This is a genomic window from Mycobacterium sp. NGS48 (genome assembly GCF_059812585.1).
This window is the reverse complement of record NZ_JCALCY010000013.1, coordinates 19,970-38,009: the sequence shown is the minus strand read 5'-3', so window position 1 is coordinate 38,009 and position 18,040 is coordinate 19,970. Positions and strand designations below refer to the sequence as shown.

17 protein-coding genes are annotated in these 18,040 nt (G+C 64.7%); 2 read left to right on the top strand and 15 right to left on the bottom strand.

Annotated elements, in window-relative coordinates:
* Positions 1 to 118: 118 nt before the first annotated feature.
* The 12 genes from AC5Y42_RS19015 to fadD5 form a co-directional block, all read right to left on the bottom strand.
* On the bottom strand, positions 119 to 733 hold the full coding sequence (locus AC5Y42_RS19015; protein WP_499887915.1) for an Rv1363c family protein: 615 nt from the start codon (positions 731 to 733) through the stop codon (positions 119 to 121).
* Positions 730 to 1,707, bottom strand: a complete 978-nt coding sequence (locus AC5Y42_RS19010; protein ID WP_499887916.1) for an RDD family protein — start codon at positions 1,705 to 1,707, stop codon at positions 730 to 732. The genes AC5Y42_RS19015 and AC5Y42_RS19010 overlap by 4 nt, the downstream gene beginning before the upstream one ends.
* Positions 1,704 to 2,381, bottom strand: a complete 678-nt coding sequence (locus AC5Y42_RS19005) for an Rv1363c family protein (RefSeq protein ID WP_499887918.1) — start codon at positions 2,379 to 2,381, stop codon at positions 1,704 to 1,706. Before AC5Y42_RS19005 ends, AC5Y42_RS19010 begins: the two co-directional genes overlap by 4 nt.
* Positions 2,351 to 3,916, bottom strand: coding sequence for a virulence factor Mce family protein (locus AC5Y42_RS19000; protein WP_499887920.1), 1,566 nt, complete (start codon positions 3,914 to 3,916; stop codon positions 2,351 to 2,353). The genes AC5Y42_RS19005 and AC5Y42_RS19000 overlap by 31 nt, the downstream gene beginning before the upstream one ends.
* The gene (locus tag AC5Y42_RS18995) at positions 3,910 to 5,055 is read right to left on the bottom strand and encodes a virulence factor Mce family protein (protein ID WP_499888047.1); all 1,146 of its coding nucleotides are present in this window, start codon (positions 5,053 to 5,055) and stop codon (positions 3,910 to 3,912) included. Before AC5Y42_RS18995 ends, AC5Y42_RS19000 begins: the two co-directional genes overlap by 7 nt.
* An 8-nt stretch (positions 5,056 to 5,063) precedes the next feature.
* Positions 5,064 to 6,701: a virulence factor Mce family protein gene (locus AC5Y42_RS18990; protein WP_499887922.1), complete on the bottom strand. Its 1,638-nt coding sequence runs from the start codon at positions 6,699 to 6,701 to the stop codon at positions 5,064 to 5,066.
* Positions 6,698 to 8,293: a virulence factor Mce family protein gene (locus AC5Y42_RS18985; protein ID WP_499887924.1), complete on the bottom strand. Its 1,596-nt coding sequence runs from the start codon at positions 8,291 to 8,293 to the stop codon at positions 6,698 to 6,700. The genes AC5Y42_RS18990 and AC5Y42_RS18985 overlap by 4 nt, the downstream gene beginning before the upstream one ends.
* A complete protein-coding gene (locus AC5Y42_RS18980; RefSeq protein ID WP_499887926.1) occupies positions 8,290 to 9,330 on the bottom strand; it encodes a virulence factor Mce family protein in 1,041 nt (346 codons plus the stop codon). The genes AC5Y42_RS18985 and AC5Y42_RS18980 overlap by 4 nt, the downstream gene beginning before the upstream one ends.
* A complete protein-coding gene (locus AC5Y42_RS18975) occupies positions 9,327 to 10,637 on the bottom strand; it encodes an MCE family protein (RefSeq protein WP_499887928.1) in 1,311 nt (436 codons plus the stop codon). Before AC5Y42_RS18975 ends, AC5Y42_RS18980 begins: the two co-directional genes overlap by 4 nt.
* Positions 10,638 to 10,642: 5 nt before the next feature.
* Positions 10,643 to 11,512, bottom strand: coding sequence for an ABC transporter permease (locus AC5Y42_RS18970; protein WP_499887930.1), 870 nt, complete (start codon positions 11,510 to 11,512; stop codon positions 10,643 to 10,645).
* Positions 11,509 to 12,315 (bottom strand): MlaE family ABC transporter permease, encoded by an 807-nt coding sequence (locus tag AC5Y42_RS18965; protein ID WP_499887932.1) that lies wholly within the window; start codon positions 12,313 to 12,315, stop codon positions 11,509 to 11,511. Before AC5Y42_RS18965 ends, AC5Y42_RS18970 begins: the two co-directional genes overlap by 4 nt.
* Before the next feature lie 215 nt (positions 12,316 to 12,530).
* On the bottom strand, positions 12,531 to 14,168 hold the full coding sequence (fadD5, locus tag AC5Y42_RS18960; RefSeq protein WP_499887933.1) for a fatty-acid--CoA ligase FadD5: 1,638 nt from the start codon (positions 14,166 to 14,168) through the stop codon (positions 12,531 to 12,533).
* 124 nt (positions 14,169 to 14,292) lie between these two features.
* On the opposite strand from fadD5, the gene AC5Y42_RS18955 reads away from it, so the two are divergent.
* Positions 14,293 to 14,985, top strand: a complete 693-nt coding sequence (locus AC5Y42_RS18955; RefSeq protein ID WP_499887935.1) for a GntR family transcriptional regulator — start codon at positions 14,293 to 14,295, stop codon at positions 14,983 to 14,985.
* A gap of 41 nt (positions 14,986 to 15,026) precedes the next feature.
* Here AC5Y42_RS18955 and AC5Y42_RS18950 read toward each other — a convergent pair whose 3' ends face one another.
* Both AC5Y42_RS18950 and AC5Y42_RS18945 read right to left on the bottom strand, forming a co-directional pair.
* Positions 15,027 to 15,467, bottom strand: a complete 441-nt coding sequence (locus AC5Y42_RS18950) for an SRPBCC family protein (protein ID WP_499887937.1) — start codon at positions 15,465 to 15,467, stop codon at positions 15,027 to 15,029.
* Between the two features lie 88 nt (positions 15,468 to 15,555).
* Positions 15,556 to 16,026, bottom strand: coding sequence for an acyl-CoA thioesterase (locus AC5Y42_RS18945; RefSeq protein WP_499900127.1), 471 nt, complete (start codon positions 16,024 to 16,026; stop codon positions 15,556 to 15,558).
* A gap of 14 nt (positions 16,027 to 16,040) precedes the next feature.
* On the opposite strand from AC5Y42_RS18945, the gene AC5Y42_RS18940 reads away from it, so the two are divergent.
* A complete protein-coding gene (locus tag AC5Y42_RS18940; RefSeq protein ID WP_499900126.1) occupies positions 16,041 to 17,159 on the top strand; it encodes an alcohol dehydrogenase catalytic domain-containing protein in 1,119 nt (372 codons plus the stop codon).
* On the opposite strand, the gene AC5Y42_RS18935 is transcribed toward AC5Y42_RS18940, so the two are convergent.
* Positions 17,129 to 18,040: an alpha/beta hydrolase gene (locus tag AC5Y42_RS18935; protein ID WP_499900125.1), complete on the bottom strand. Its 912-nt coding sequence runs from the start codon at positions 18,038 to 18,040 to the stop codon at positions 17,129 to 17,131. The two genes, AC5Y42_RS18940 and AC5Y42_RS18935, sit on opposite strands and share 31 nt — an antisense overlap.

Sequence of the window (18,040 nt, the reverse complement as noted above, 5' to 3'; positions counted from 1 at the left end):
TCGGGCTCAGGCACGCTGGAGGCCGAGCCGACTTCCTCGGTTCGAGCCGCCGTGGCCTTATTGCGGCCTCGACGAAGCCGCGCCCACCGGCGCTTCCGATGTGGCGGGCGGTTGTTTGTCAGAGCACTTGCTGGAGGCTGCTGATCTTCCACTGGTCGCCTTCCCGCTGAGCGGTTAACACCCAACGATTCGTGTTCTCGATTGTTTGCTTTCCGTCGGGCGACTTATACGTGACTTCGGTGGCCACCAGCAGGTTTGCGCTGCCGTCGTCATTCCACCTTTCAACGCCGGCTTCCAGAGCAGTGCCCTTGGTAGGCTCAGCTTGGGCGACGTGAAGGAGGACCTGGTTCTCCTTTTCACGGTACTGCTTGGCGAAATCACCTGTGCCCTGGGCCAATAGCCCCTCCACGTAGTCGTTGGCGTGAAACGGATCCAGCGTCGTGAAGCTTGTCATGAACGACCGAGCGAAGCCGAGCACGTCGACTTCCTTCATCGCTGCCTGGTGGTGCGACCTGTGGTCGACCAGGATGAGCGAGGACGACGTGATCGCGCCTGCCGCAAGCAGCCCGGCGACGGCGATCGCCATGGGCGCGGCCCACTGCCGCGACGGTTTCCACCACTGGCGCGGTAACCTCAACCGCCGCGCCGTTAGGCGCGACCACAGCGATGTTTTCGGTATCCGCTCGATGAGGAGCGGCTCTTCGCCAAGCTGAATTCGGCGGCGGGGGCTCATTTTGCGCTCTTGGGTGGTTTGGGTTTTGTGACCACCGACAGGTCGTCGACGAGCCAGCGCGCGTCTGTGCCTTTGACAAACGAAACCCGAACGGTGGCGGTGATGTAACGCTCCCGGTCCTCCCCGCCGCGGTGGCCCTGCAAAAACAACAGCATCGTCGCCCGATCCGGCGTCGCGGACAGCACTGCGCTGTTGGTCACCCAATACTCGTTGACGACGGGGTGGCCCTTTTGCACTTCCTCCTGCTGGGCAGCCAACTGCGTCCGGTATTTGTCGGTCGTCAGCGACAGCGCCCGAGCGAAATCCTCCTGCAACGATTTCGGCTCGTAGGTCAGCATCTCGGTGACAATCTTCGGTCCCTGCGCCTGGATCGCGGCGCGGGTCTGGTCGGACCCACGATCATGCAGGAAGACCACCGTGAAGCTCAACGCGGCACCGCCTACGCACAGCAGCACCGCGCCCGAGACCACGATTGCGGCGAGTCGCCGGATGCTGCCGGGCCGCTGATCCGGTCGGACGCGACGCACCTCGGTGCGCAGCAGCAAGTCGGCGAAGGTCCGTCGGCGCGCGTCCCACAGCGGCCATAGCCAGCCCACGAATACCGAGATGGTGTCCAGTAGGTGGGCGAGGTCTCGCAACAGCAACCGCCCCAGTCCGGGGGAACCCCCGTCTGGGCACACAACGGAGATTCCCATGAGGGCACGGCCCAGGCTCCAGCCGCGGTTCGCCGGCCACACCGTCCGGTTGATCAAAGTCAGCAGTATCACGGTCGCTGAGACCGAAATGCATAGCCACCACCACGTGCTGCGCACCGGCACCGCCAACGAGACCAACGCCATCGTCGCCACTACGGCAACGCCAGGCAACACATCGGTGACGAACGCAGCCGCGCGGATCTGCCAGCGCGCCAGGTTATTCGGCGCTGCCGCTTCGAATTCCGGCGTGGTCTCGGTCTCTTCGAGCACCACCGTCACTTCGCCACCTGCTCAAGCTTGGCAATCCGGTATTCGCCTTCAGCGGGTACCATCGTCACCCGCAATCGGTAGCCCACTTCTCGGTCCTGCGCTTCACTGTTGGACACTTTTACTCGGAGTGCCACCAGCACGTCGACCGGCCCCTCACCACTGCTCCGTTCCGCCGCCGCACGCAGATCGGACACCTGGACATGCACGTCCGCAGCCTGATACGCCTGGACGAACAGATTGCTGTAGAGAATCGCTTGGCTGCGGAAATCGCCGGTGGCGCAGTCGATGATCTTCTGTTCGCTGGCAACCAACGCACCGATGTCGGGGGCCTGGGTTGCCGCGACGCAATCCTTTGCGGCCTGTACGGCTTCCGCGTCGTTGCGCGCGATGGCCTGGCTCTCCTGGTTGGCGCGCAGCGCGAAATAGCCACCGGTACCGACAGCGCCGGCCAACACGAGAAGCGCCGCGGTGATGCCGATCAACCACCGTCGTCCCAGACGCGAGGAATTCCGCTCGGCAACAAGAGAGTCCCCTCCCTCGGAGTCATCGTCGGCGGTTGCCTCGGTACTGGCCTGGTCGGCTCCTACCTCGGATTCGGACGAATCCTCGCTCTTTACCTCCGAAGACGACGAATCGTCGGCATCGGTTGGGTTCAGCCGGCTGGCGCCAGCATCTCCTTCCATCCGTCGTCTCCTGTGCTGCTCGAGTTATTGACCGAGTACTTAACGCCGTCGGGGCCGGTCAGCTCACCGCTCTGCGGACTATAGACCGCGGTGGGGCCCCCGCTCGGAGTGTAGACACACGGGTTGGGCTGCTGGCCGTTGCACTGGACGGTACCCGAGCCCGGCCGCTGCAGCGGATCGTTTTTCGGCGGCGGCGTCAGCCCTTCTGGCGGCAGCTTGTTGGCGGGCAGTGGGTTCAGACCGTTGTTGATCGACGGCGCCGGTATCACCTGGCCGGGGTTGACCGGCTGATCGCAGCGGGCACCGGGGGCCGGGCAGTTGAGGATCTGGTTCGGGTCGCCGTACCACGGGTTGGTGCCCATCGGCTCGTAGGGTTTGCCACTGCGGCACTCCTTCGGCGTCGCCGCGCGTTTACCGGGAACGTCGACGCACTCGATGTTGCGCACTCCGCGCACCGAATTGGAGGGGGCGTCCTGCGGGATTTTGCAGTACGCGCCTTTGGGGTGGGGAATCAAGCTGGTGTCCGCTGGTGATCGCCACTCCGCTGCCGAAGGCCACCCGGTCAAACATGGCGGCGGTTGATTGATCGCAAACCCGAGGTCCAGCACAAGCGTGTGGTCTTTCTCGAACGGCACGGAGATCGTCTGGATGAACGAACCAATCTGCGGCAAGATCGTCAGCGCCTGCTCGACGCCGGGGTGGTAGCGCTTGAGCATCTCGATCACCACCGCGAGATTGGCCAGGGTCTGCGGCAGCGACTCCCGCAAGTCGCCCAATGCCGCGTCGAGGTCATCGGCGGTCGGCGCCGCCTTCGACAGCACGCTTTCCAAATCCTGGTCCTTTTCCGCGGCCTGGGCGCCCAAGACGTTCAGGTTGCGCGCCCAGCGTTCGATCGCGCTGCTGGAATTAGCCTGGCTGTCCAGGATCGGCGTGGAGTTTTGGATGATGTCATCGACGTCGCGGATATTGGTTTTGAAGTCACCGGCGATTGCCTGGGTGGCGTCGACCAACCGTTGCAGCGCGGGCCCCAGCCCGCCGACCGCTTGCGCGGTCTCGTCGAGCAGCGAGGCGATTTTGTCTTTGGGCAGCACTTCCAACCCGCGGTTGGCGGCGTCCAGCGCCGGCCCGATCTGGCTGGGCACCGTACCTTTGGTGATGGTCTGTCCGGGCGAAAGGAACTTGCCCGGATCGCCTGTCGACACCAGGTCCAGGTACTGCTCACCGACCGCGGACACCGAATGCACGTTCGCCGACGCATCGACCGGGATCTTGTAGCGGCTATCGATGCTCATCGTCGCCTGTGCGCCCCGTTCGGTCGGCTCGACGGCGGTGACCTTGCCGATGGTGACACCGCGATAGGTCACGTTGGCCGTGGAGTACAGGCCTCCCGACGCCGGCAGGTCGGCCGTCAGCTCGTACTGGCCGATACCCACCAGGCTCGGAATCCGCAGGTAGTACCAGCCCAGCACCACCAGGGCGATCACCGTGATGGCGCTGAACAGGACCAGCTGGCGTTTGATGAAACGGGTCAGCATATCGCCCTCTCCACCAGTGGTCCGCCGGGGGCATCGTTGGGGTTCGGCGTGTAGCGGACATCGGGAATCATCGTTTCGGGATCGCGACCATACGACTGCTCGAGCGCCCGCAACGCACCGGACAGCCCGGTGCCGGTGAGGAACGCATTGTCAACGGTCGACAACGTCGCGTCGAGATTGATCGACGAATTCATGAAGTCACCCCGAATCAGCTTCGGAGCGGTGTCGAGGTCGAACGGCACGGTGGCGAGGATCTTCAGCACACCGAGCAGATGAGGCGCGGCGCGGCCCAGTTCCCGCAGCGGGCACTGCAGCGACTGCAGGTTCTGATGCAGTGGGCCCCGGGTTTCGGACAGGTACTGGTCGGCGGCCTGGCTGAGCCGGCCCACCGCATCGGTGGCGTTGATCAGCAGTTGTTGCTTGTCGGCGAAATGCTTGATCAGTGGCGGGAATTCGGTCAGCACCCGATCCACGACCTCCGACCTATCGCCCACGTAGGCCAGCAGCCGGTTGGTGGAATCGATGGCGTGGGTGATGTCGTCGCGTTGCTGGTTGAGCTCGGCGGTAAAGGTGTCCAGTTTGCCGAGGAACGCGCGGATCTGTGGCGCGCGACCGCGCAGCATGTTGTTGACCTCGTTTTGAAGCACCTCGAGGTTCGGGATGCCTCCGCCGCGCAATATCATCGCGAGGCCGGCCAACGTGCGCTCGATGGTCGGATACGCCGACGAGTTCTTCAGCGAGATGGTGTCGCCGTCTTTCAGCGGTTGCGTCGACGCATTGGGCGGCGCGGACAACTCAATGTGCTGAGAGCCCAGCAGGCTGGTCTGGCCGATCTTCGCGGTGGCGTTCCTCGGCAGCTTCACACCTTTGTCCAAGCCCAGCGTCAAAGTGGCAACCCAATTCTTGAGCTTGATGTCGCGGATCGAGCCGACTAACACGTCGGCCACCAGCACCTTGCTGTTGCCGTTGATCGCGAGCGTGTCCGGCACCTGTACATAAATGGTGTAGGAACCGGATCCGCTACCCGGGCCGCCGGGGATCGTCACGTTGGAGAGACCACGCCACCCGCACGAGCTCAGCATCAGCGCGGCCACCAACAGAGCCAGCCCCTCCCAGACCCGGCAGCGTGCCCAGCGCATTACCCGATTCACTGACCGCCTCCTGTCGATGCGGCCGCCTCAGCGGGCAGCGGCGGTCCTGCGGGTCCCGGCCCCGACACCGGCGCCGGCGTCGGGGCGACGGGACCGGGCACCACGTCCGGTCCGGGCGGCGGCGGCGAGATCGGTTGCGGATTGCCGGGCTGCCCGATATACGGCAGTGGGCCGGGCTCCTCGTTGTACGCGTTCGGCGGCCCAGGCGGGGTTTGATACTGCGATTCAACGGGTTCGATGTCCGGGCCACCCATCAGTTCGGCCAGCGATTCCGGGGTCAGCAGGCCCTCCGTGATCGGGCCTACCTGTACGCCCTGCATCCCGGGCGCCGTGATCCACCCGTGCTGGGTGTTGCGGTGCGAGAGTGCTGTGTCGGGCACCCAGATCCCGGGGACGGTGGTGTCCTTGTAGCCGGGCGGTGGTTGCAGCCGCGGCTCGGAGTAGGCGACCTGCTTGGGTAGCGTCGCGGCGGTGGTGAACGGGTTCAACCCGAACGGTATGTAGTTGAACTTGATCGCATCGAGAATCGGCGCCAGGTACTGGGCACAGATTTCGGCAGATTCCTGGTAGCCCAGCCGGCTGCCCGCCTGGATCGTACTGCAGATCAACTGCATTGGGTTCGCGAAGCCGATGGCACCGAGGAGTGACACCGGCTGGGCCACGACGGCGCCCTGTGCCGGGTGGTAAATGTTAACCCCATTCGCCAGTGCCGTCGGCAATACGTGCAACAAGGTTTCCAAAGCGTCCAATGGTTCGGGTTGGAGCAGCGCGTTGGTCACGTCGGCGAGGTTGTTGACGTCGTGCGTCAGCACCTCACGGTTCTTGGCGAGGAACGGGCGAAGAGTCGTGAGCAAACCGTCGAACTGCTGTATTGCGTTGGCCAGGTCCCGGTCGGAGCCGGTCAGGCTGTTGGTGAATTTGGCCAGGTTGGTGTTGAGCGCAACGAACTTCTGGTCGTCCTCGTGCAGCGCGTTGACGAACAGCGCCAGACTGCGCACCACGGCGAAAAAGTCGCCGCGGCCCTCGTTGAGCGCGGTCAACGACCGCGAGAGGCTGTCCAGCGTGGCGTTGAGTTGCTTGCCCTTGCGGGACAGCCCGTCGGCGAACGACTCGATGACCTCACCGAACGGTCCCTTGGGCTGCTCCTTGGTGGGCCCGAATTTGTCGATGATGTTGGTGACGCTATTGCGCAGCGCGTCCCACTCGGTCGGCACCTGGGTGCGCTCGATCGGGATCACCGCGTTATCGCCCATCACCGGACCACCCCGATACGGTGGATCCAATTGGATGTTCCGGGCCGCCACCAGGGTGGGGTTGAGGATCGACGCCTGCGCGTTGGCCGGCACCTTGTACTTATTGGAGTAGTGGAAGGTCACCTTCATCTTGTCGCCGGCCGGCTCGACCTTGTCGATCGCACCCACCTTCACGCCCATGATCCGGACTTCGTCCCCGGAATAGAGCGCGTTGGCTTCCGGGAAGTAGGCCACCACGGTGTTGTTGACCAACTTCTTGTAGAGCTGAATCCCAACGAAGCCGACGACCAGGGCAAGCACAATCACGAGCGAGCCGATGATCACCGACGCCCGTGACAGCTTGGGCAGCCGCAGGTTGCGGATATCAAAAATGGTGCTCATGGTGGCGGGCTACTCCCCCCTAGGCTGCCTCCGCCTCCGCCGGGCTGGCTTCCCCCCACGCCGGGCGGGATGAACGGAGCTGGCAGCTGTTGTCCTGGTCCGGGTGGCGCTGCGGGTCCGGGTGGCAGCCCGGGCGCGAATGTCGACGGCGGTGGGGGCGGACCGGCCGGCCCCAGCGGCTCACTGCGCGACCCGGGCGGTCCCGGCGCGATCGGCACCGGGGTGCCGGGAACGTCCGGAGGCGCATCGCCCGGTCGCCCGCCGATCGGGATTCCCGGTGTCGGCGGCAGGCCGTTGGAGTTCGGCGGTGACGAGAGGACATCGGGCAACACCGGATACGGCCCATTAGGCCCGTACGGCCCCAGCGCTTGGTCGAGGCCCGCACACGGCATCGGGTTCCACGGCCGCGGCAGCAGGTCCGGCGTCGGCGTGTACGAGCACGGCGATCCCGGCGCAACCGCCGGTCCCGGATGATCCGGGATGCCCTCCAGCACCGGTGGCGCCGGGGGTGGCGCACCGTTGGGGAATCGGGTGCCGTTGGGGTCGGGGAACCGGAACGCCGGCAGGCCCGCGTTGCGCCAGAATTCCTCGGGATCGATGCCGCGCTTCTTGAACGCCGCATCCACCCACGGCTGCAGGACCTGGTACGGCGTCAGCAAAAACTGTTCCAGCGATACCTTGAAGTACGGTCCCGACGCGACAGTTTCGTTGAGGGCGGTGACGTGAGTGGAGAGCATGGAGACCGTTTGAACCAAGTCCTCCTTGCGGGCCATCAGCAGGTCGCTGACGCTACGCAATTGCTCCAGCACGTGGTTCAGGTTGGGGTTGTCGTTGATGAGCCCCTGCACCTGGGTCGAGAACGCAGACACATTACCCAGCAGCGCGCTGATTGCCCGGCTGCGCTCGTTGAACGCGGCCAGCAGCGTGTTGGCGTTGACGAACAGCCGGTCGACCTGTTCGCTGCGATCACCCAGCACGCTGGCGATCTGGTTGGCCTGCGCGAGTAAGTGCGTGATCTGCTCGTCGCGCTTGCCGATGGTGTCGGAGAATTTCTCCACCCCTTTGAGCGCGTCGCTCAGGTGCGGGTAGGTCTCATCGACGGTCTCCGTCAACACATGCAGCGATTGTTTGACGGTGTCGACGTCCCAGCCCTCGGCGGCCCTGGTGACGTCGAAGAACGCGTCGTAAACCTGATACGGGGTGGTGCTTTGCCCCAGCGGCAGCGTGGCGTTCGCCCGCAGTGTCTGGGTGCCGCGCGGCTCGATCTCGAGCACCTTCCGACCCAGGATGGTGTCGGTCTTGATCGCCAGCCGGCTCTCGGTGCCGATGGTGTTGGCCCCGGTCGTGAACTTGATCACGACGCGGTCGCCGTCGATCTCGATCCCTTGTACGTCGCCGACGTTCATGCCGGCGATGCGCACCCTGTCGCCCTTGTGCAGTTGACCGCTGTCCGGGAACTGTGCGTAGTAACTCGGCTTGGCGAACAGCATCGGCACGCTGGTGAGGCTTTGACCGACGGCGGTGGCGAGCACCACCACGATGATGCCCATGAGTCCAATCCGGAGGCGGTTGGGAGGTTCCAGCGTTCTCATTGCGGCGTGCACCTACCTGTCGGCTGCTGGAAAATCCTGACCGTGCGGACCGGCCCGTTGGGCTGCAGTCCGTTGGTCTTCAGCGTGAAGTCGCAGAGGTAGAAGTTAATCCAGTCTCCGTAGCTGGCGATCGCGCGGTCCACGATGTTTATTCCGGTCGGTGCCCGGTGGAGTAGGTCGTCGTACTGGTCGCGCCGATCGATGATGGCTTGCTGGATCGGGTCCAGGTAGTTCAGGGTGTCGTGCAGCAGGGCCCGGTTGTCGGCCAGCAAGTCGGCCACCGTTCCGGCGGCATTGCTGATGCTCGCGGTGTTTGCGGCCAGCGGATCGGCGTGGTTGTTCAGCCCGGTAATCAGTTTCTCGAAGTTGTCGACGGTCTGGTCGAACTCCTTGCGGTGCCTGACTGTGGTGTCCAGCACGATGTTCAGGTTCTTGACCACCTCGCCGATCGCCTGGTCACGCTCGGCGATGTGGGAGGTCAGCTGCGCGGTCTGGTCGAGGATGTCGTTGATGGTGCCGCCTTGGCCCTGGAAGACGGTGATGATGGCCGACGCGATGTTATTGACCTTTTCCGGGTCCAGCGCCCGAAACAGCGGCTTGAAACCGCCGATCAACGCGTCGAGATCCAGGGCCGGATGCGTGCGCGACAGGGGGATGAAACCACCGGGCGGGAGAACCCGGTCCGCGCCCTCGCCCTCACCGCGTTTGAGTTCCAGGTAGCGGTCACCGATCAGGTTGAGGTAGCGAATCTGGGCGGTCGTCGACTGATACAGCGGCACCGAGCGGTCGATGTCGAAGTCCACCCGCACCCGCCGGCCGTTGTCGACCAGCTTGATCTTTTTGACCTTGCCGATCTCCACCCCGGCGGCGCGGACGAACTGGCCGTTCCGCAACCCGCTGGCATTGCTGAACTCCGCGGAGTAGCCATTGGTCCGGTCGAACCGCATCTGACCGAACACCACGACGAGCAGTGCCGTGAAGAGCAGCAGCACCACCCCGACGGCGCCGAGCTTGATGACAGTGCCTCTGATACTCATGGGTTGATCGTGTTGTCCCCTACTTGGCGGCCCCAGACGTACTCGATGGCGTACGGTGAGCCGACGTCTACGTGGTTGTACGGCGCCAGGCTGGCGCCGGTGTCCGTCACCAGATACGGGGTCGGCCACAGCTCGCGGGTGATCTGCTGCCAGCACCCCGGCGCCCCGCCGGGCCCGCCGCGAGCGTTGGTCCGCGGCAGATTCTCCGGGTAGATATAAGGATTCGGCGCGCCGCCGACGAGTCCGGCTAACCCCGCGAGTCCCATCGTGCCCGCTGTGATGCCGATCCCCGGGAGAGACGCGAGCAGTCCCGCCCCGCCCAGGAACGTGAGTTGGGTTCGCAGTTCGTAGCCGCCAAAGCCGCCCGTACCCGCGGCGATCTTCGGTTCGGCCTCGTCGACGTTGCGGGCGGTGCAGTACAGCGCCGGCGCGTAGGTGTGCAGCAGCTGGGCAGTGGGCACCAGATCGGCGGCGCCGCGGGCCAAATACGGCCCGCCGCGCTCGAAGATGTCGGCGCCGGTGTTGCCGAATCCGGTCGCCGCCAACAACGCTTGATCCAGTTCCTTTTCATGGCTGTGCAGTGTGCGTGCCGTGGTGGCCCCGTTGTTGAGGAACTCCAGCAGGTCTGGCGCTGCGTTGGCGTAGGTATCGCCCAGAGCGGCCAGTGCCTGAATGTCGTGACGGATAGTCGGCATTCGCGGATTGACGTCATCGAGGATGGCGTTGCCGTTGACGATCGACTGTCCGAACTTGTCGCCCAACCCGCTCAACGCATCCGCGGCCGCGCTCAGCGTCAGATTCAATTTGACCGGATCCACCTTTTCGGTGATCGAAGTGATCGTCTGGAACACCGTGTTGATCTCTGTCGTGACATGTGTCGCGTCGATCGTGGTGTGCGGCGAGATCCGTTTCTTCGACGGGTCTTTCGGCGAGGTGAACGATACGTACTTGCCCCCGAACAGTGTGGTCGCCACGATTTTGGCGTCCACATTGGCCGGGATCAGCTTGAGATAGCGGGGATACACGTCCAAAGCGAACTTGGCCGCCGGCTTGCCGTCCTTCTGCACCTCGGAAATGCTCGCCACCCGGCCGATCTGCACGCCGTTGTAGGTGACCTTCGAGCCGGGGTCCATCACCAAACCCGCCCGTGAAGCCAGCATCGTCAGCTGGGTCTTCGGCGTGAAATCGCCCTTGTACTGCAGGTACACCACCCACAGCACCAGCGCACCGACCAATGCGACCACCACCCCGGCCGTCCGGTACGGCTGGAACGGTGGCTTGTTTTCTTTCGACTGTGGATATGTCATGGCCGCTACACCGTGAAAGCGAAGTTGGGATCGACGCCGTAGAGCATCATCTCGGCCAGCAGGACAATGACGTTCACCGACACCAGCGAGAAACGCATCGATCGGCCGACAGCTTCACCGACACCGACCGGGCCGCCGCTTGCGGTGTACCCGTAGTAACAATGGGTCAGCATCACGATGCCGGCCATGATGATGACCTCCGCGAATGACCAAAACACGTCGTCGGGGCGCAGGAACGTCCGGAAATAATGCTCGTAGGTGCCGGAAGGCTGACCGAAGAACACCGTGGTGACAACTTGCGGCGCCAGGAACGACGTGATCAGCCCCAGTGCGTAGAGCGGGATGATCACCACCAGTCCGGCCAGCGCCCGGGTGGACACCAGATACGCCATCGACTTGATGCCCATCACTTCCAGTGCGTCGATCTCTTCGCTGATCCGCATGGCGCCCAATTCCGCGGTAGCACCGGCGCCGACGGTGGCCGCAAGCACGACGCCGGAGACGACCGGGGCAACGAGGCGAACGTTGATCAGCGCCGCGACGAACCCGAGCAGCGTCTGGATACCGATCTGGCTTAGCGCCGAAAAACCCTGAAGGGCGACCAGGGAGCCAGAGGACAGTGTCACAAAGGCGATGATCACGGCGGTGCCGCCGACGACGGCCATGGCACCGGTGCCCATGCCGAGTTGGGCGACCAGCCGTACGATTTCCGTGCGGTAACGGGTCACCGCCCACAGCATGTCGCGGCCGCCGATCAGCGCGAACCAGCCCATCTTCCCGGCTTCTTCGAGCGGTCGGCCCGCAGCGCCGCCGTAACGACGAAGACTGCCGGCTGCCCGCGGGAAGCGGGCACGTAGTACTTGGGCCATCGTCATATCCGGGCCGCCGTTCCGAACTTCACACCGATGGCAGTCAGAATCACGTTGACCGCGTACAGCGCGACCACACACAGCACCACGGTCTCGTTGACGGCGGTGCCCAGACCCTTGGAACCGCCGCTGGTGGTCAGCCCTCGGTAGCAGCCAACCAGGCCGGCGATCAGTCCGAATGTCAAGGCTTTGATTGTCGCGATGACCACTTCGGGCAGCCCGGTGATCAGGGTCAACGTGGCGAGGTAGGCGCCGCCGGACACGTTCTGGAGGTAGACGCCGAAAATGAAGCCGCCCACCAATCCCACCATGCTCACCAAGGCGTTGAGCAACATCGCGACCAAGGCGCAGGCGACAACCCGGGGCAGCACCAACCGGTGAATGGGGTCGATGCCGAGCACCTCCATCGCGTCGATTTCCTCGCGGATGGTGCGTGCACCCAGGTCGGCACAGATGGCTGTGGCCGCCGCTCCGGCGACCACCAGTACCGTCACGATCGGCCCGATCTGGGTGACCACAGCGACCCCCGCGCCCGCACCCGAGATGTCGGCGGCGCCCACCTGGATCAGCAGGATGTTGAACGTGAAGACGAACAGCACCGTCACCGGTATCGAGACCGCCATGGTCGGCAGAAATGCGACCCTGATGATGAACCAGCACTGCTGGATGAACTCGCGCCATTCGAACGGCCAGCGGAACAACGCCTTACCGGTCAGCACGCACATCCGGAAGAAGCCGCCGACGAGGACCAGCGGCGGACCTAGTTGGTCGCGGACGTAATCGGTTAGCCGTGGCTGCGTCGACGTCACCGGAGCCCCCTTGCGATGGAGCCTCGTGCCTCGCGGCGCAACAGCGGATCGTGTCGCACGCGTCCTCCTCGCCCTGTATTCGCGGGTGTGACCGCCGTCTCCCTACTGGCAGGTAGTAAGAGAGACCACAGGACCATACCCGATGGCTCGCTCTGCTGGCACCGCATCTGCACTATTGACCCTTTGTCAGTCTCACCTGGAGTGTTTTCGTTATGTCAGCCTGCTGCCTCGGCCCCAGGATCGCTTGACACAGACGCGCTTTCGGGAGGGTTCGGCGCGCCGTAGCGAGTGCGCAGTTCGGTTTTGAGAACCTTTCCGGCCGGGTTGCGGGGCAGCGCGTCGACGATCTCGAGCCCTTTGGGGTGCTTATAGCGCGCGAGTCGTTCGGTGAGGAATTCGTCGAGATCTGCTAGGCGCAGGTCGGTCTGGGACACCGCCGCCACGGCAATCGGTACTTCGCCCCACTTTTCGTGCGTGCGGCCGATGATGGCGACCTCGACGATGCCCGGGTGGGCAGCGAGCACGTTTTCCACTTCGGCGCAGTAGATGTTCTCCCCGCCGGAGATGATCATGTCCTTCTTGCGGTCGACGACCCACACGTAGCCGTCTTCGTCCATCCGAACCAGGTCACCCGAATGGAACCAGCCTCCGGCAAACGCTTCGGCGGTAGCTTCGGGGTTGTTCCAGTAGCCGCTCATCAAGGTCGGTGCGCGGTAGACGATTTCGCCGACCTGGCCGACGGGCACGTCGTTCATGTCGTCGTCGACCACCCGGGCAGCGACGGTGGGGATCACCTTGCCGACCGATCCACGCTTACGGATCGCGTCTTCGCCGAGCAACATGCAGGTGACCGGCGACATCTCGGTCTGTCCGAACGCAGCCAATATCTGCGCTCCCGGAAAGGTTTCCGACATCTGCCGCAGCAGCGTGTCGGATGCCGGCGCCGCGCCCCACGAAATGACCCGCAACCGAACGTCACGGGGATTGGCTTGTTGCGCAGCACATACCGCCTGCCATTGGGCCGGCACCAAAAAGATGCCGGTGACTCGTTCGGCGGCCAGTACGTCGAGCAACTGACCGGGATCGAATGCGCCTAACGGGTGGATCACCGTCGGAATCCCCAGCAGCATCCCGGTCAGCATGTTGCCTACCCCGGCGATGTGAAAGAACGGGACGCCGATGAAGCCGACGTCGTCGGCGTCTACGCCGTGGGTGTACAACCCGGTCATTGTTTGACCGGTGAGATTGGTGTGCGTAAGTACCGCGCCCTTCGGCCGCCCGGTGGTGCCCGAGGTGTACATGATCAGCGCCGGCGAGTCATTGGGGATGTCCACCGGTTGGTTGCTATCGCCGGACTCGGCGATCAGTTCTTCGTACCCCTGCACGCCTTCTTCGCTCGCACCGCCGGCGACGATGATCTTGCCGAGCACCGGGGTGAGGTTTGCGACGCCGGTCGCCACCGCGGCCAGCACGGGTTCGGTGATGATCACCCGCGCCTCGCAGTCCTCGACAAGAAATGCAATCTCGGGCGGCGTGAGCCGGAAGTTCACCGGAACCGCGATCGCGCCGAGCATGTTGGCGGCCAGCACCGACTCGACAAACTCGGTCCGGTTCAGCATCAAGATCATCACCCGGTCCCCGAAGCCCACCCCGCGGCGGCTCAACGCATCGGCCAACGCGGTGACCCGGTGCAGGAGTTCGGCCCACGTGATGGTGTTGCCCAGGAACCTCAATGCCGTCGCACCGGGCTGCATCAATGCATGCCGTTCGAGTTGGTTCACCCAGTTCTGCCGTCGGGCGCGATACGGCTGGTCGGTGGCGGTGGTCTGCTCGCCGGAGAGCTGCGCGGTCAACTAGTGAATCCCTTCGTCGCACGTACGCCATGAAGTTGATATTTGATAAAACATAGTGTTGTCTGGGTCACACTATGGTCTTCGCGCCGCGAAGACAAGTCCCGATGACAATACGAAAGGGCCCGTGAACGCACCGACTCCTATGCAGCGTCGCAGCCGGCTTCCGCTGCGCCGCGCGCAGCTATCCGACGAGGTGGCGGGCCACTTGCGGGCGGCGATCATGTCCGGTGCACTGCCGCCGGGGACGTTCATTCGACTCGATGAGACCGCGGCCAAACTCGGAGTCAGCGTTACGCCGGTGCGCGAGGCGCTACTGAAACTGCGCGGCGAGGGCATGGTGCAACTCGAGCCGCACCGTGGTCACGTCGTGCTGCCGCTCACCCGGCAGGACGTCGACGACATTTTCTGGCTGCAAGCCACCATCGCCCGGGAGTTGGCCACGACAGCCACCGAAAACATCACCGATGCCGACATCGATGAACTCGAGCGCGTCAACGAAGCGCTCTCGGCAGCGGTGGCGACCACCGACACCGAGGCGGTTGCGGCGCTGGAGTTCGCGTTTCACCGGACCTTCAACCACGCCACCGGACGGATCAAGCTGGCCTGGTTTCTGCTGCACGTCGCAAGGTATATGCCGTTGCTGGTCTACGCCGCGGACGGGGACTGGGGCAGGGCCGCCGTCGATAACCACCGGCAGCTGATCGCCGCACTGCGCGGCCGCGACGTCGACGCCGTCGTCGAACACACCGCTTGGCAGTTCGCCGACGGCGCACGTCGCCTGACCGAAAAGCTGGACCGCAGCGGAATCTGGGGCTAAACACCCCATCCGCATCGGCCGTCACGGCGAACAGCCAACGGTTATGAGTTGGTTGGTTGCTCGGCGCGCTGCTTGAGGTTGTCCGCCAGGTAGTCCAGTGCGTTGTTGATCATCTTCTTGACCATCGGCGCGGGTACCGGCATCGCGGGCTCGACATCCATGTCCACGGTCAGCAGCGACGTCGCACCCATCTCCACCACGCTGAACAACTGCTCCTGCTTTTTGAACAGGTCGCCCTGCTGCATCACGGTCTGGATCTGGGTCGGGCTCGGGTAGTACACCGCCTGGATATAGGTGCCCTCGATGCCCTGCACGGCGGTGTCGAGCCGCAGCTGGCTCGGCCGGCCGTCGTCGTAGCGGGCCAGCACCCAAAGACCTTTGATCTCTTCGTTCCATTGCGGATACGACTCGAAGTCGGCGACGATGGCCATGATCGAAGCCGCGTCGGCCGCGACCTCGACGGTCTTGCTCACGATCGGCATCGGGCTAGGTTATCTGACGCGAAACAGAAGCCATGGTCGTGATTTCGGCCGGATCCACAGCCCTCACTTCTGCGTCACGGCGCCGACGCTAAGAGTCGACACAGGCCGTCGACAGCAGCGCACGAATACCCTCGGGAATCGGTTGCGCTTTGCGGCTGACGCGATCGACGTAGACGTGGACCCAGTGTCCAAGTGCGGTGATCGCCTGCGGCTCGTCGTCGGCGGCGCGGAAAACCCCCAGCCGATAGGTGACGCTGCTGCGTCCCAGCCGAGTGACCGCCAGGCCGACGATCAGGCGCTCCGGGAAACGTAACTCGGAGAAGTAGCGACAACCCGATTCGGCGACGATGCCCAGCAACGGCATGGTGAGCGGATCGACGCCGACGCTGGTATTGATCCAGCCGTTGATCGCGGTATCGAAAAGTTGGTAGTACACCGCATTGTTGAGGTGACCGAACATGTCGTTGTCGGCCCATCGAGTGTGGACCGGCCAATGCACCGGAAAGTCGCGGCTAGTGAGTCCGTCCGGGGCGGGCGGCCCCTCAGAAAACACCGTCATGGTTGTATTCGAACATGCTCCACATTCGAGGCGCCGTGCTGGAGCGCATCGGATCCCCTCGGCCCTACGCGCAATCGCGGCCGATCAGCGTCGACGATCTTGACTTGGCGGGCCCGGAAGCCGGTGAGCTGCAGGTCCGTATCGAAGCTGCCGGCGTATGCCACTCCGACCTGTCGGTAGTCAACGGCAACCGGGTCCGACCGGTGCCGATGCTGTTGGGTCACGAAGCGGCCGGAATCGTCGAACGAATCGGTGCGGATGTCGCAGACCTGAGCATTGGTCAGCGGGTAGTGATGGCATTTCTGCCGCGCTGCGGCCACTGCGCGGCCTGCGCCACCGAAGGATTGACGCCGTGCGAGCCGGGCAGCGCTGCCAACACCGCCGGCACGTTGCTGGGCGGCGGGATGCGGCTGAGCCGCGACAGCCGGCCGGTGTACCACCACCTTGGCGTGTCAGGTTTTGCCACCCATGCCGTCGTGCACCGCGCCAGTGTCGTTCCCGTCTCACCCGATGTTCCGCCTGCTGTGGCGGCGCTGCTGGGGTGTGCGGTGCTGACCGGTGGAGGTGCGGTGCTCAACGTCGGCAAGCCACGGCCAGGTCAGACGGTGGCCGTCGTCGGACTGGGCGGCGTCGGCATGGCTGCCGTGCTGACCGCGCTGGCCTACCACGACGTCCGCGTCGTCGCCGTTGACCAGCTACCCGAGAAGCTCACGGCCGCAAGCAGTCTCGGGGCACACGAGATGTACACGCCGCAGGCGGCCGCCGATGCCGGCGTCAAGGCGCCCATCGTCATCGAGGCCGCCGGCCACCCCGCCGCGTTGCAGACGGCGATCGAGTTGACCTCGCCGGGCGGCCGGACGATCACCGTGGGCCTGCCGCCCCCGGATGCCCGAATCAGCGTGTCGCCGTTGGGTTTTGTCGCCGAAGGCCGCTCCCTGATCGGCAGCTACCTGGGTTCGGCGGTACCTGCGCGGGATATCCCGCGGTTCGTCGAACTGTGGCGCGCGGGCCGGCTGCCGGTGGAGTCCTTGGTGTCGTCGACGATCTCGCTCGACGACATCAATGTCGCGATGGATCGGCTCGCTGACGGCACCGCCGTGCGTCAGCTCATCGCTTTCGACGCCGGCCCGTAGAAGATCCGCTGCAGCGCCCGGCCCTGCAACTCGAAGAGCTGCTGCGAGATTTCCCAGTCGGGCAGCAGCGAATCGAAGCCATGGCAGGTGCCGGGAAAAAGATGCACTTCGGTGGCGATGCCCGCGCGCAACAGTCGCGCCGCGTAGTCAAGTGCTTCGTCGCGAAGCGGGTCGATTTCCGCGCAGCTGATGAACGCCGGCGGCAATCCGGCCACTGAGGTGCGCCGTGCCGGCACCGCAGCTGCGGATGCGCGCGCGTCGCCCAGGTAATACCGCCACATCAGGGTGGCGGCGGGGCCGTCGAACGCCGGGGTGGCCGTGAATTCGGTTTTCGACGCGGTGTTCCGGTCGTCGAGCACCGGCTGATGCAGCAGCTGAAACACCACACCAGGGGCCGCGCGTTGCGCGAGACACGCTGCCAACGCGGCGCCGGCGCTGCTGCCGGCGACGGCCAGCCGGGACGCGTCGATATCGAGGTGCCTCGCATTGGTGCACACCCAACGCAGGGCCGCGACGGCATCGTCGAGCCCAGCCGGATAAGGGTTTTCGGGCGCGAGCCGGTAGTCAACGGATATCACCGTGCAATATCCGCGACGGGCCAGCTCGACGCACTGGCGGTGATCGATGTCAAGGTTGCCCAGGACGAACGCTCCGGCGTGACAGTAGACGACGGCAGGCGCCGGCGACGGCCCGCCGCGATAGATCCGCACCGGCACCGACCCGGCGGTCTCGGTGCTGACTGCCAGCCCGGTGAGGTCGGTGTCTGTCGCCGCCAGACTGCGGCGCTGGTTGAGCGACTCGCGGGTCGGGCCAATCATGTCCAGTGACAGATCTGTGCGTGTTGTCGCGACCGCACGCACGACCGGGTCGAGTCGCTCCAC